Here is a 14,059-nt window from a genome sequence, read left to right on the forward strand (position 1 = left end):
CGGACATCAATTTTGGATTGGTGTCAGATAATTCTGGATTGTACAGAGAAGCCCGTGACGAGGATTGAACTCGTGGCCTCACCCTTACCAAGGGTGTGCTCTACCACTGAGCTACACGGGCGCGGTGGTGGGCCGGGCTGGATTCGAACCAGCGTAGGCAGAGCCAGCGGATTTACAGTCCGCCCCCATTAACCACTCGGGCACCGACCCAGAAGAGCATCAGGGTTTTATCCTATCACATTCGCCAGCTCGTCCGACTAGCATGGTATATTAAAGGGTCTTGATGCTTGTTCAGTCCCAAAAACAGCGATGGAACTCAGTGAACTGAAGCGACAAATTGACGACCTACGCGCGCGCCTGGGCCATGCCCGGGACTACCTTTGACCCGGCAGCGTTGACGGCCCGATTGCGTGACCTGGAACAGGCGGCGGGTCAAGCGGATTTCTGGAATGACCCAGAACGCGCTCAAACGACGCTACAAGCCCTTAACGATACCAAAACCCGCCTGGAGCAACTCGGACGCTGGCAACAGCAACTCGAGGACTGTCAAGCCATTGCCGAACTGTTGGCGCTGGAAAGTGATGAGGCGCTCTGGGCAGAAGCCACCCAAACCCTTGCCCAACTCGACCGGGAACTCAACCGCTGGGAACTGGAGCAACTCCTGGCCGGTCCCTACGACCAGGAGGGAGCGGTGGTGACGATCAACGCCGGCGCTGGGGGAACCGACGCGCAAGATTGGGCGGAAATGCTCCTACGCATGTACACGCGCTGGGGCGAACGCCAGGGTTACAAGGTGCGCTTGACCGACTTATCCGAAGGGGAAGAAGCGGGCATCAAATCGGCGACGCTGGAAATTGAAGGGCGCTACGCCTACGGCTATCTCAAAGGGGAAAAGGGAACGCATCGGCTTGTGCGTATTTCACCCTTCAACGCCAATGGCAAGCGCCAAACCAGTTTTGCCGGGGTGGAAGTAATGCCCATCCTACCGGACCAGACCATCTCGGAAGTGGAAATCCCCGAAAGCGATTTGGAAATCACCACGTCTCGGTCAGGCGGTAAAGGTGGTCAAAACGTCAACAAGGTCGAAACCGCGGTGCGGATTGTTCACATTCCCACCGGCTTATCTGTGCGCTGTACCCAGGAGCGCTCTCAACTGCAGAATAAACAAAAAGCCCTAGCGATTCTGAAAGCCAAGTTGCTAGTGATTATGCAGGAACAACGCTTGCAGGAAATTGCCCAGATTCGAGGGGATGCAGTGGCAGCTACTTGGGGAAATCAAATTCGCAACTACGTCTTTGACCCCTACCGACTAGTGAAGGATGTGCGCACCAAAGTCGAAACGTCCGATGTCGAAGGGGTACTCAACGGAGATTTGGACTTGTTTATCCAGAGTTATTTGCGCCAGGGCGGTGCGGCCTAAGTAACAGAGACGATTGCAGATTGAGATTGATAAGGGCAAGTGGAATGTTAGGGCAAGGCTATAATCTGCATAGGTGCATAATCTGATGACGGCGATGAATTTATGGGCTGAGATAGCGCGGACATTGGCGCCTCCGGGTTACAAGCGCTTGGCCGGCACGTTGGTGCGGCAATTGACAACTAAACCGGCGCGACCATCGCCCGAATCCCTCGTTCGGGACCAATTAGCCCAAACAATCCCTGGCAGCCAAACGGAAGTTTCCACACCCTATGGCCGCATTGATATTCTCACGCCTACGGAAGTGATTGAAGTCAAGCGAGCCGCCCAGTGGAAACAGGCGATGGGTCAGGTGCAAATCTATGCGCAGGTGTACCCTCATCACCGGCCCCGCATTCACTTGTTCGGTCCTGTCAAAAATAAAACTTTAATCCGCAAAACCTGTCGCGCAAGAGGTATTCGTTGTACGTTTGCCGAGGAGTGAACCAGCGCTAGATGTCCTAGAGCAAGACTTCCAGCAATCCATACATTTCGTTGCTCCGCAGGGCCGGTTTTTGGAGCGATGAGTTGTGGCTAGGGGGCAGATAACTGGAGAATGCTTGAAAATGGACATGCAAGATGCGCCCCCCAGTGGTTTATCCTGAGCATTAATCCTGAACTGCTACTGGCATGAAGCTAGGTGATTTGTTGACGGCAATTGCGCCTTATCTACCGCCCTTAGACTGGCGCGACCCCCTGTTTGCTCAACCTGTAACTGGTATCACCTGCGATTCTCGTGAATGTGGGCCAGGGATGGTGTTTGTCGGGTTGCCGGGGACGCGCGTAAATGGAGGTGATTTCTGGCCCGAAGCCCTGGCGAAGGGGGCGTCCGTTGCGTTGGTCACGCCTCGACCGGACATACCCCCCCAGGTGATTCCCGTAACCCATATCACGAAAGCCTGTGGGGAACTAGCGGCGGCCTTTTACGGTTATCCGCGCAACCGGCTGAAACTGGTCGGTGTTACCGGCACCAACGGCAAAACCACGACGACCCATTTAATTGAGTTTTTATTGCAACAGACGCAGGGGCCAACGGCGCTCCTGGGTACCCTGTACTACCGCTGGCCGGGGCATCAACAAACGGCCCTGCAGACGACACCAGGCGCCGTCGAGTTGCAACGCGATTTGGCGCAGGCGGTGCAAGCGGGTTGCCAAACGGTGGTGATGGAAGTGAGTTCCCACGCGCTGGCCCAGGACCGGGTGGCGGGTTGCCAGTATGATGTGGCGATTTTCACCAACCTGACCCAAGACCACCTGGACTTTCACCTGACCATGGAGAACTATTTCCGGGCCAAGGCGCGACTGTTTGAACCGGACTTGTTGCGGGGCCGGGCCATTGTCAACCGGGATGACCCCTATGGCCGTCGTCTTATTGCCGCCCTGCAGCAGTTGGAGTGGCCCCTGTGGACTTACAGTGTAACTGGGCAACCGGCGGATTTGTACGTTCAACAGGCGCACTACAGCGCCCAAGGCATTACCGCCCGCATTGCGACTCCCCAAGGAGAAGGAACTCTGACGGTGCCATTAATCGGGGCGTTTAACCTGGCGAATACCCTGGCGGCGGTGGGTGCAGCGTTACACCTGGGCGTGACCTTAGACCAAATTGCCCAGGCATTGCCCCAGTTTCCAGGGGTGCCGGGGCGCATGGAGCGCGTGCAAGTCAGTCCTGACCAGGACATCAGCGTGGTAGTGGACTACGCCCATACCCCCGATGGCTTGGAAAATTGCCTGCGGGCGATGCGACCGTTTGTGAGCGGGCGATTGATCTGCGTCTTTGGCTGCGGCGGCGACCGAGACCGGACCAAACGCCCCCAGATGGGCAAAATTGCAGCGGAGCTGGCCGATGTGGTGGTGGTGACATCTGATAACCCCCGCACCGAGGACCCGCAGCAGATTATTCAAGATATCTTGGCTGGGATACCCTTTACGCCGCTGGTGTGGGTGCAGCGGGACGAGGCAATTCACCAGGCGATTCAAATGGCGCAACCGGGCGATGGGGTGATGATTGCCGGCAAGGGCCACGAGGATTACCAGATTCTTGGCACCACCAAGGTTCCTTTTGACGACCGGGAGCAGGCGCGTTTGGCTCTGAAACGACGGTTGGGATTGCCTACTTGACAAGCGATACGGCATCGAGTTCTGGCAAAGCGAGCGTCGGGGGAAGCCTGCGCCCTGCCCGCCACCAGCAAACAAACGCCGGGATCACGCCTAACACGACACCCAACCCAATGGGAATCCAGTAACGGCTATCGAGCAAACTTACGCTGATCACTGCCCCGAACAGGTAGTTCACTGTGTAGATCACCAGCGGCACCGTTAAATCCCAGCGGTTGAGCACCAGGGGTTGCCCCCGCCACAGCACAGCCGCCAGGGTCATAAACAGGCCGCCCGTGCCCACCCAACCCGCTAGATTCCGGTAGGGCATCCCAAAGAAGGCGCCCGCTTCGTGGAATTGCCAGAAGGGCACGGGGGTTTGACTCATGGCCGGGTCCAGCGCCAAGTCCCAGGCTACCAGTAGCATCGCTCCCCCCATCACCGCGCCAGCCAGGCGTAACCAGCGTTGTCGCAGCCCTTGCAATCCCCCATAGACCAGCACAAAACAGGCCAGACCCATATAGAACCAGGACAGAGGAATCGTAAACGGCACCAGCCCGGCAATCTTGTACCCCAGCCCGTCCAGATAGCCGTAGCGCCCAAAGGGAAAACCCGTACTCGTGCCCAGTAGCTCACTGCTCAAGGAAACCAGCACCGCCGGTAACAAAAATCCCAAGAGCAACCGCGGCCCCAGCACGCGCCAGCCATAGAGCACCATCGCCAGCGCCCCCAGCAGGATATACACCACGCCCCCACCGGCCATACTCCAGGCGAATAACCGCTGCCCCGCTGCCGGCAACGCCAACACCCATTCGGGATGGGGTAACACGCCCACCAAGCCCGCCACTCCAAACACCATCGCCCCCACGTGCGCCGTCACCGCCAGCCGTTCCCATCGTTCATTCAGGGTCATAACACATCCCCGCCCACAACCAGACCATTCTTTATTAGTTTACAAATCTTTAAGAGTTTTTCTCAGGCAACTGTGCCACGAAACAGGCCTTGGGGTCGCACCAGCAACACCAGCATCATCACCACCAGCGCCACCCCCAGCTTATATTCGCTCGGCAACCAGTACGTGCTCATTTCTTGGGCCACGCCCACGATGACCGCCGCGACCATGGCCCCATAGGGATTGCCGATACCCCCCAAAATCACAGTTGCAAACATCGGCAACAGTAGAAACCAGCCCATATTCGGGCGCACCGCCGTAATTAGCCCATACATCGCACCCCCCAGCGCCGTCAATCCCCCCGCCACCACCCAGGTCCAGAGAATCACGCGCTGCACATCAATCCCGGCTACCTGCGCCAGTTCCGGATTGTCCGCCACCGCTCGCATTTGTCGCCCAATGGTGGTTTTTTGCAACAGCAGGTGCAATAACCCCACTGCCGCCAGTGCCATCCCCAGCACCACGATGCGATTGGTGGTCACCTGCACCGGCCCCAGCGCCATCGCCCCAAACACCGGCAAGCGATAGTTCTGGTTCTGGCTGCCCCAAATCAAAATAATGCCGTTGCGGATAAACAACGCCAGCCCGATGGACATGATCATCATGGTGGTGGGAGAGGTCCGCCGCCGTCGCACCGGCCCCCACAGGATGGCCTCCGTGAGCAGAAAGGCCCCCACCGTCAGCCCACAGCCCACCAGCATCGCCACCGGCAAAGGCAACCCCCAGTCATTGGCCATCAGCGTCAAATAGGCTCCCAGCGTCAAAAAATCCCCGTGCGCAAAGTTGGAAAGCCGCAAAATGCCGTAGGTCAAGGTCAAGCCCACCGACCCCAGGGCCAAAATCCCCCCCAGTGCCAGCCCGTTAATCAGCAACTGCGCCAGTTCAATTGCCATCACTGCACTCCCGTTGGGCTTGGGCCAGCGCTGCCCGCACCTGGTCAAACCCCGTCCCCCCCAAACTCCGGCGTCGGGCCACCACCTGCTCTGGGCGAATCACCTCATAAATATCTTCGGCAAAGTGGGGATGAAACTGCTGCCATTCCTCCAAGCGCAAATCCTGGAGCAACCGCCCCTGCTCCAGCGCAAAGCGCACAATCTGGCCTGTAACCTGGTACGCCTCTCGAAACGGCACCCCCCTGGCCGCCAGGTAATCTGCCACATCCGTCGCGTTGCTCCAGTCCGTCGCCACCGCCGCCGCCAGCCGGTCTTTGTGAATCACAATCCCTTCTTGCCACACTAGCGTCATCACCGCCAGACAATCCTGCACCGTTTTGACCGTATCAAACAGGGCTTCTTTATCTTCTTGCAGGTCCTTGTTATAGGCCAGGGGCAATCCCTTGAGCATCACCAGCAGCGCCTGCAAATGCCCAAACACCCGCCCCGCTTTGCCTCGCACCAGTTCTGGCACGTCGGGATTTTTCTTCTGGGGCATCATGCTTGACCCCGTGGCGCAACTGTCTTGCCATTCGATAAAGCCAAACTCTTGGGATGACCAGAGAATCAATTCTTCAGCCATGCGGCTTAGATGCACCAGGATCAAACTCGCTGCCGCCACAAACTCCACTACAAAATCCCGGTCGCTCACCGCATCCAGGCTGTTGGCGCACACCGCTTCAAACCCCAGCAGCGCTGCCGTGTATTGCCGGTCAATCGGGAACGTGGTTCCTGCCAAGGCTCCGGCGCCCAAGGGGGAACAATTCACCCGCCGGCGCACCTCCTGCAACCGTTGCCGGTCGCGCTGAAACATCTCAAAATACGCCAGCAAATGATGCGCCAAACTCACCGGCTGCGCCCGTTGGAGATGGGTATAGCCCGGCATCAGGGTTTCTACATGGTCCGCAGCCACCTGGCACAACACCCGTTGCAACTGCCGCAGGCGCTGGGCAATGTCATCAATCGCGTCCCGCAAGTAAAGCCGCAGGTCCGTCGCCACCTGGTCATTGCGGGAACGGGCCGTGTGAAGTTTTTTGCCTACGTCTCCCACCAATTCTGTCAACCGCTGTTCCACCGCCAGATGCACATCTTCCCCCTGCGCCGGAAAGCGACCCTGCTCGTATTCCTGGAGGATTTGCGCCAGGCCCTGCACCAGCATTTCCCCCTCCTCTGGCGTGATGATCCCTTGCCGGGCCAGCATCCGCGCATGGGCCTGCGATCCCCGCACATCCCAGGGCAGTAGGGCCAGGTCAAACCCAATACTAGCGTTAAACCGCGCCACCAGGGGGTGCAACGGCTGAGCAAACCGCTGGCTCCAGGGTTGATTCATACCCGGAACCGTTCCACCTGCGGCTTAAAGCCAATCGGTAACACCCGTTCCAGGTTGGGATGAGGCCGGGGAATCACGTGGTACGACAGCAACAGCGTTTTTTCTTTGGGCTGGTAATAGGGCATCACCTTCTTGGCCGCTTCCACACCGGCTTCCACCGCCCGTTTCACCTCCGCCACATCTCCCCGCACAATGACTGTTACATAAGCGCCGCTAATCACTTCACAATGCACCAGCGCCACCCGCCCCGCCTTGACCATCACATCGGCCACCGCCAGGCTCGGGGGCGTGCCCAAGACCTCCACCATGCCTAAGGCAAGCGACATCGTTCCCTGCACCCAACCGACTAGCTTCATTATGTCCCGTCCCCCAGGATCAAGGCAAACCCCCTAATTTACAATCATTCGCAATAAAACAAACTTGTTGCCAATCACCCTTTTTTTGATTAAGGTAGAAAGCAGGGAGGGGGAGGAGAACTGCGTTTGGAACACATCCTATGCTGAGGACAGAAGGGCTGGGTATGCAACTTTATGACACCGCCGACCTACGGGCGGAATTGCATCAAATTGGTTGCCGGTTGACGCCCCAGCGGGAGAAAATTCTCAAGTTCTTCCAGAATTTACCCCAGGGCAATCACTTGAGCGCTGAAGATGTCTACCAGGCCTTGCGGCAGCGGGGGGAAAATATCAGTCTCTCGACCATCTACCGCAGCTTGAAATTAATGGCGCGGATGGGTCTGTTGCGGGAATTGGAACTGGCGGAAGGGCACAAGCATTACGAGCTGAACCAGCCCTATCCTCACCACCATCACCACCTCGTTTGCGTGCAATGCAACCGCACAATTGAGTTTACGAATACGTCCATTCTCAAAACCGGCATTAAGCAGGCTGAGAAGGAAGGATTGCACCTACTGGATTGCCAGTTGACGATTCATGCCATTTGCCCCGAAGCCCTACGGCGCGGTTGGCCATCTCTCTTGCCTAGCAATTGGGTTTGCCCTCGAGCGCTCAACGGCACAGTCACCGGCGTGATTACCCAAAACTAGGTGCCCACCAGCCAGTTCAGCACACTGCTTCCCAGGTAAATGAAAAAGCCCACAACTGTTAGGGCGCTCAGGCTCAAGGCTATGAAGAAGTCGCGGTAGGGAATGCGCGTCAGCCCGAGGGCATAGCTGACAATATCCTGCGACAAGTGCATGACCAAAAACATGTAGAAGATGCTGTGGTGGGTTTCCAAATCGGCAAACCAGCGGTCAAGGGCGTCTACGTGACCAGGCCCCACCAGACGCAGAACCACCCGCCGACCCCAGCAGCGCGCAATCCAAAAGTTCACACTGCACCCCACCAGCGTTGCCACCCAGCTCAACCAATACGCCTGATGCTGGCCGAAGAGTGTTCCCCCCAGGATGTACAGCGAACTGCCGCTTAAGGGCGCCACAATCAAACTGCTTGCCGACAGGGCAATAAAAACCAGGCGGGAAAGCCAACCGAATTGGGCTAACCACTCTTGCGTCGGCGCTAAGCCCACCCACCGCAACGCTAAAGCCGACAAAGCATAAAAGGCGATGACAACAACTACCGCCCCCACCACCCGTGCCGACCAGCTCTTTGGCTGCTCCTCAACCACCATGCCCCAGGATGAGTAACGACACGAAAGACCCCCCATTCCACAGCGCGTGGAGCAGAATGGGCGTCCAGAGTCCCCCTTCCCGAGTATAAACAAAACCTAAAAGGATGCCTAGGACAGCCAACGGTAGGAATTCCCCAACACTCAGGTGCGCTAGGGCAAAAATCCCGCCACTGACGCAAATGGCTCCAGCGACTGGCAATTGGCGAGTGAGAGAAGGCAGCAAAAATCCCCGAAAGACCACCTCCTCAAAAAAGGGCGCCAATCCCACAATCACCAGGGCAAACAGGGCCAGTAACCAGGGGTCTTGGGTCGTCGCCAGGATGGGAATCAGGGGGTTGCCACCACCGCGACCGCCAAGCAGTTTTTGATTCGTCACTGTCGCCACAAACACCAATGGTTGCGCCACCAGGTACCCCCCTAGCGCCCATACCAGTGTCCGTCTCCGCAGGCGCCAGTCAAACCAGCACCGGTCTAGAGGTCGGTAACGCCGCACGTGCAGCCAGACAATCGCCACCCCCACCAGGCTCACCAGGCCGTAGCTAGTGAAGATATAGAGGCCCTGGCCCCAGGGAGTCCGCACCTGCGGGAGCAACCCCAACGCGCGCACCACCAATGGCAAAACGACCTGTCCCAACCCGAAGAACGTGACAAACCACAGCACCATCACCTGCAAAACGGTGTCAGTCCCCCAAGGCACCGACCAGCGGGGCCCGTCCTGACGTCCCAAGAGCGATTGTCGCCCGCGCCAGAGCCACTGCACCCCCAACCCTACAAGCAAAAGCGTTCCCCCAATGCCGGCTAATAAGGGCATGCCCACCACCACCAGCAAACGGGTAATCGCCTCTTGGGCGCGTTGTTGGGTTTCCTGCGCTAGCGCTGTGAGTTCGGCTTGGCGTTGCTGCAATTCGTAGAGCCGCCGGAGCGCCACCTGCGCATACCAGCCTGAGAGGTGGTCTGCAAGCAGCCGTTCCGCATCCGGGAGAAGGCGCGGCGGTTCCTCCCACAGTCCCGACAAAACCTGGGCGGTTTGCTGGAGTTCTGCCGGCGCTGATGACTCGTCCTGCACCGCCCGCCAGGTTTGTCGCGCTGGCTCGACCTTGCTCTGAACCGCTTGGATTAAGCCTAGCCGTAACCAGATGGGCGCCAGGTTCCCGTCGCGAGACACTGACTGCTCCTGAAAACGGCGATAGGTCTGTTCGGCTTGGCTGAGCGTGGCTTCCGTCACCCAATCCGGCGTATCTGGCCAGGCCGTCGCTTGCAATTGCAAATCCACTGCTCGCAGTTGCAGAAGATTCTGGGGCTGGGGCTGTTGCCAACTGCTGACGACCGCTAGCACCAGAACCGCCAACACCGTCACCGTCAACACCGGCAACCCTACCCGCCGCCACAGGGTCATGCTGCTCATCATGACAACACTTGCCGAATTGCCTGCGCCACCTGCACCTGTTCCTGCGCCGTCAGTTCGGGAAACAAAGGCAAGGACAGGACCTGCTGGCTCACAGCCACTGCCTGGGGAATCTGGGCTGGATCGTACTGCAAAAACTGGTACACCGGCTGCAACGGCAACGGCACCGGGTAATACACCGCTGTGCCAATGCCCATCTGTTGTAACTGCGCCCGCAACTCGTCGCGCGTGAGGTCGTCCCGTGCCAACCGCACCGTGTACTGGTTCCAACTGTGGCCAGGGCCATCGGAGGGCAGCACGAACCCAGGAATATCGGCTAAGAGTTCGTGATACCGCTGGGCCAACCGCCGCCGCTGGGCCAACCATTGGTCCAGGTAACCCAATTTCACCTGCAATATCGCTGCCTGCACCGCATCCAACCGGCTATTAACCCCCACCGTCACAGAGCAATAGCGTTCCCGCTGGCCGTGGTTTTTCAACTCGCGCAACCGCTGCGCCAATTCCGGGTCATGGGTGGTAATGGCACCCCCATCCCCAAACGCCCCCAGATTTTTGGTGGGATAAAAGCTGAAACATCCCACGGTTCCCCAGCTTCCCACGGGTTGACCTTGCCAGTGGCTCCCCGTCGCCTGGGCGCAATCTTCGACGACCGCCACCCCATGCGCGTGGGCCAGCGCCAGCAATCGCCCCATATCCACTGGCCGACCGAACAGATGCACCGGTACAACGGCTTTGGTGCGGGGAGTCAACCGCTGGGCGACATGGTTCAGGTCTAAGTTAAAGGTCTCCGGCTCAATGTCCACAAAGACGGGGGTGGCGCCTGTGAGACTGATGGCTTCGGCAGTGGCGATAAAGGAAAACGCCGATGTGATTACTTCATCCCCTGGACCAATGTCCAACGCCCGCAGTGCCAAGTACAGGGCATCCGTGCCAGAGTTGCAACTGACGCAGTAGGGAACGCCGATGTAGTTGGCAAACGCCTGCTCAAACGCCGCCACCCATTCCCCGCCGATGTAAACACCACCCGCCAGCACCTTTTGCACCAGGGGCGCAAGCAGCGGCTCCAACTGCCGGTACTGACGGGTCAGGTCGAATTGGGGAATAGCGGTCGCTACAGGCATTCAGGAACCACCGCCGCAGAGACGGCTTCCACAATCGCGCGCACCGCTGCCGTCATTTCCCATTCGTCGCTCAAGCGATTGACGGCCCGACCAATGCCCACACCCGCTGCACCCGCCGCTAGGGCCAAGGGAGCTGTGACCGCTGACAACCCCGACGCACAGACCACCGGCACGTTCACCGCTCGGGACAGGGTATAGGCCGCCGCCAAGGCTGGCACTGCTTTTTCCAGCAAACCCAGAATCCCCGGTTGCTGGGGTTGCACTGCCACGCTCCCTTCTGTTTGCAGGACATCCGCTCCCAGGCGTACCAGTTCTTGGGCGACATCCGCCTGCACATCCAAGGGCAAAGTGTGGGGAACGGTGACCGTCAGGGGCACGTCGGGTAGCAGTTTTCGCGCCTGCGCCGTCAACGCCTGCACCCGTTCCACGTCAAACACTTCCCCTTGGGCGTAGAAGGGGTCAAAATTGCCAATTTCCACCATATCGGCACCCGCCGCCACGCAGGCCGGTAACACGCTGGGGTCAATGGTGGACACGCACACCGGCAAATCCGTCAGGGACTTGGCCAGGGCCACCAGCAGGGGGTCTGCCGCAATATCCACGTAGGTAGCTCCCCCGCGCGTCGCCGCTCGCACCACCCGCCCTACGACTTCCGCATCCTTTTGCGTGATACCGCTGATGATTTTGACCGCCCGTTTCTGGGCAAAGACTGACCGCCACCAGGAAGACAGTGCCATAACGCCCCATGTGAACAACCATCGAGCCTATTCTACTTGTTAGACTGGTCACTATGGCGCGATCCCCAGCCGTACTACGAACGCTTTTTCGCTATATCCGTCCCTACTGGCGGCAAGAAGTCATTGGCATTACGGCGCTGGTGCTGGTGAATGTGTTGGGGGTTGTGATCCCGCTGGTGTTGCGCCGCGCCATCAATCAACTGGAGACCCAACCTGCGTGGAGCACCCTGGCGTTCCATGCCTTTGCCATTGCGGGGTTGGCATCCCTGATGTGGGCGATTCGCATGGTATCGCGGTTATATCTTTTTGGGGTGGGCCGCCAGGTGGAATTTGACTTGAAGCAAAAACTGTTTGAGCATTTTTTGCGCCTGGACCCCCAGTACTTTCAGGACAATCCCCCTGGCGAACTGATTAGCCGCGCCACCAGTGATGTGGACAATATCCGTCGGTTGGTGGGCTTTTCGGTGCTGAGCCTGGTGAACACGGTGCTGGCCTACGGGCTGACCTTGCCGGTGATGCTGAGCATTAGCGTCCCCTTGACCCTGGCGGCCCTGGCAGCTTACCCCTTGCTGTTGCTCATGGTGTCCCTGTTTGGGGAAACGCTGCGGCAACAACAGGCTCAAGTACAAGAGCGTCTAGCCGACCTGAGCGAACTCATCCAAGAAGACCTGAGCGGCATGGCCCTGATTAAGACCTACGCCCAGGAAGACGCCGAGCGCCAGGGATTTGCCCAGTTGAACCAGGGACTCCTGCGCGACAATTTGGCCCTGGCCCGCACCCGCAGTTTTTTGTTCCCTTTGTTTGGGGGCATCGCCAGCGTGAGTTTGCTGCTGCTGTTGTGGCTGGGGAGTCAAGCGTTAGAGAGCGGCCAGTTGCGCTTGGGGGGACTGATGGCGTTGCTGGTGTATGGCGAGCGCTTGATTTTCCCGACCGCCCTGTTGGGGTTTACAATGACGGCCCTGCAGCGGGGTCAGGTGAGTATCGCCCGCGTGGAAAGCCTGCTCCAGGAAGAACCCCAGATTCAAGACCCACCCGACCCGCTCCCTTTGCCCCCCGTGCGCGGCGACATCCGGGTGCATCACTTGACCTACACCTATCCCGGCCAGGGGGAACCAGCGTTGCAGGACGTGAGTTTCAGTGTGCAGCCAGGCGAAACCGTGGTGATTGTGGGGCCTGTAGGCGCTGGGAAAAGTACCCTGCTCCAAGCCCTGTGTCGTTTACTCCCGATTACCCCCGGCCAAATTTTTATTGACGGCTACGACATCACCCAGGTGCGTTTGGCCGACCTGCGCCGCGCCATCGCCTACGTTCCCCAGGAGAGTTTTCTGTTCAGCGCCACTATCGCCGACAACATTCGCTACGGGCAACCCGACGCGGACATGGGCCAAGTTGAAGGCGCCGCCGTGCAAGCCCATATCCATCAGGAAATTCTGAGTTTCCCCCAGCAGTACGAAACCCTGGTGGGTGAGCGGGGCATTACCCTGTCTGGGGGTCAACGGCAACGCACAGCCCTGGCGCGGGGGTTGCTGGTACAAGCGCCCATTCTCCTGCTGGATGACGTTCTGGCCAGTGTGGATGCGCAAACCGCCCGCTTGATTCTGCAGGAATTGCGCACCTTGCCCCAGACCATCCTCTGCGTCACCCACCAACTGAATGTGGCAACGATTGCGGACCGGGTGCTGGTGCTCTACCAGGGCCGGCTCGTGCAACAGGGTACCCACGCTGAATTGGTCGCCCAACCCGGCTTGTACCGTCAACTCTGGGAAACCTATCAATTGGAACAACAGTTCCGTTAGCGATAGTCCGGTGACTGGATGTAGGCCAGCCGCGCCGCGTCCCGAATCCCATATTCAGGCCGGCAGAAACGGTCGAGCTGGGCCTCAAAGAAACGCCGGTTCGCCCACAGGTGGCGGGGATTGGGGTCATCCAGCGGGTACAACAGCGCCGCTCGCAACGCCTGGAACACCGCCGATGTCACCGTGTACATCGAGCGCTGGAAGCTAATCCCCAACTGCACCAACATATCGTCCTCGCCCCGACAATGCCGCCGGTAGTAATCCACTAGGAAATCCGGCAGGAAATGCAACATGTCTTGTGCCAGTAAGGTGGGAGGAATCCCCGCCGTGGCAATTGGGAATTTGTCCGCGTAGAGCACCCCGTAGTGGAAATCCTCCTGTCTATCCGGCACCATGTGGGCCTGGGCGTTGTAGGACTTGGTGCCCCGGAACGGCGACGTGCGATAAAACACCGCCTCCACGTAGGGCAGCGCCGCTTCGTACAGCCACATAAATCCCTTGCTCTTGGGGATAATCTCGTAGCACTCGCCCCGGATATACACGTGGTGGTAGATAGGGCGACCGGCCACTGCAAAAATCCCGTTTACCAGGAAATCCACCGCATCTT

General features: G+C 58.8%; 14 protein-coding genes and 2 tRNA genes. 5 read left to right on the top strand and 11 right to left on the bottom strand.

Annotation, left to right across the window (positions count from 1 at the left end; genetic code table 11):
* Nucleotides 1-49: 49 nt before the first annotated feature.
* A tRNA-Thr gene (locus NZ705_11490) sits at nt 50-121 on the bottom strand.
* 4 nt (nt 122-125) lie between these two features.
* Nucleotides 126-210: transfer RNA gene (locus NZ705_11495), tRNA-Tyr, on the bottom strand.
* 127 nt (nt 211-337) lie between these two features.
* Between NZ705_11495 and prfB the strand changes: the two genes are divergently transcribed.
* The 3 genes from prfB (at nt 338) to NZ705_11510 (ending at nt 3,574) form a co-directional block, all read left to right on the top strand.
* Nucleotides 338-1,420: a peptide chain release factor 2 gene (gene prfB / locus NZ705_11500; protein ID MCS7293570.1), complete on the top strand. Its 1,083-nt coding sequence runs from the start codon at nt 338-340 to the stop codon at nt 1,418-1,420.
* A 94-nt stretch (nt 1,421-1,514) separates the two neighbouring features.
* Complete coding sequence (locus NZ705_11505) at nt 1,515-1,901, top strand: hypothetical protein (protein ID MCS7293571.1); 387 nt, start codon at nt 1,515-1,517, stop codon at nt 1,899-1,901.
* A gap of 185 nt (nt 1,902-2,086) precedes the next feature.
* Complete coding sequence (locus NZ705_11510) at nt 2,087-3,574, top strand: UDP-N-acetylmuramoyl-L-alanyl-D-glutamate--2,6-diaminopimelate ligase (GenBank protein ID MCS7293572.1); 1,488 nt, start codon at nt 2,087-2,089, stop codon at nt 3,572-3,574.
* On the opposite strand, the gene NZ705_11515 is transcribed toward NZ705_11510, so the two are convergent.
* The 4 genes from NZ705_11515 to NZ705_11530 form a co-directional block, all read right to left on the bottom strand.
* Nucleotides 3,567-4,463, bottom strand: coding sequence for a carotenoid biosynthesis protein (locus NZ705_11515; protein ID MCS7293573.1), 897 nt, complete (start codon nt 4,461-4,463; stop codon nt 3,567-3,569). The genes NZ705_11510 and NZ705_11515 overlap by 8 nt on opposite strands.
* Before the next feature lie 62 nt (nt 4,464-4,525).
* Nucleotides 4,526-5,395 (bottom strand): branched-chain amino acid ABC transporter permease, encoded by an 870-nt coding sequence (locus tag NZ705_11520; protein MCS7293574.1) that lies wholly within the window; start codon nt 5,393-5,395, stop codon nt 4,526-4,528.
* A complete protein-coding gene (argH, locus tag NZ705_11525) occupies nt 5,385-6,764 on the bottom strand; it encodes an argininosuccinate lyase (protein ID MCS7293575.1) in 1,380 nt (459 codons plus the stop codon). The genes NZ705_11520 and argH overlap by 11 nt, the downstream gene beginning before the upstream one ends.
* A complete protein-coding gene (locus NZ705_11530; GenBank protein ID MCS7293576.1) occupies nt 6,761-7,090 on the bottom strand; it encodes a carbon dioxide-concentrating mechanism protein CcmK in 330 nt (109 codons plus the stop codon). Before NZ705_11530 ends, argH begins: the two co-directional genes overlap by 4 nt.
* A gap of 194 nt (nt 7,091-7,284) precedes the next feature.
* Here NZ705_11530 and NZ705_11535 point away from each other — a divergent pair, with 194 nt between their 5' ends.
* Nucleotides 7,285-7,809, top strand: coding sequence for a transcriptional repressor (locus NZ705_11535; GenBank protein ID MCS7293577.1), 525 nt, complete (start codon nt 7,285-7,287; stop codon nt 7,807-7,809).
* Here NZ705_11535 and NZ705_11540 read toward each other — a convergent pair.
* From NZ705_11540 to NZ705_11555, 4 genes are read right to left on the bottom strand one after another with little or no spacing between them, the layout of a single operon-like run.
* Nucleotides 7,806-8,393: a VTT domain-containing protein gene (locus tag NZ705_11540; protein ID MCS7293578.1), complete on the bottom strand. Its 588-nt coding sequence runs from the start codon at nt 8,391-8,393 to the stop codon at nt 7,806-7,808. The genes NZ705_11535 and NZ705_11540 overlap by 4 nt on opposite strands.
* Nucleotides 8,383-9,801 carry a CPBP family glutamic-type intramembrane protease gene (locus tag NZ705_11545; GenBank protein ID MCS7293579.1) on the bottom strand — a complete coding sequence of 473 codons (1,419 nt, stop codon included), beginning with the start codon at nt 9,799-9,801 and terminating at the stop codon, nt 8,383-8,385. The genes NZ705_11540 and NZ705_11545 overlap by 11 nt, the downstream gene beginning before the upstream one ends.
* Nucleotides 9,798-10,919 carry a DegT/DnrJ/EryC1/StrS family aminotransferase gene (locus NZ705_11550; GenBank protein ID MCS7293580.1) on the bottom strand — a complete coding sequence of 374 codons (1,122 nt, stop codon included), beginning with the start codon at nt 10,917-10,919 and terminating at the stop codon, nt 9,798-9,800. The genes NZ705_11545 and NZ705_11550 overlap by 4 nt, the downstream gene beginning before the upstream one ends.
* Entirely contained in the window at nt 10,910-11,656 is a 747-nt protein-coding gene (locus NZ705_11555) for a DUF561 domain-containing protein (protein MCS7293581.1), read from the bottom strand. The genes NZ705_11550 and NZ705_11555 overlap by 10 nt, the downstream gene beginning before the upstream one ends.
* Before the next feature lie 53 nt (nt 11,657-11,709).
* Between NZ705_11555 and NZ705_11560 the strand changes: the two genes are divergently transcribed.
* Nucleotides 11,710-13,452 carry an ABC transporter ATP-binding protein/permease gene (locus NZ705_11560; protein MCS7293582.1) on the top strand — a complete coding sequence of 581 codons (1,743 nt, stop codon included), beginning with the start codon at nt 11,710-11,712 and terminating at the stop codon, nt 13,450-13,452.
* Here NZ705_11560 and NZ705_11565 read toward each other — a convergent pair.
* Nucleotides 13,449-14,059 (bottom strand): CO2 hydration protein (locus NZ705_11565; protein ID MCS7293583.1); only part of this gene is annotated, 611 nt, incomplete at its 5' end. The genes NZ705_11560 and NZ705_11565 overlap by 4 nt on opposite strands.

It is taken from the genome of Gloeomargarita sp. SKYB120 (genome assembly GCA_025062155.1).
Classification (GTDB): domain Bacteria; phylum Cyanobacteriota; class Cyanobacteriia; order Gloeomargaritales; family Gloeomargaritaceae; genus Gloeomargarita.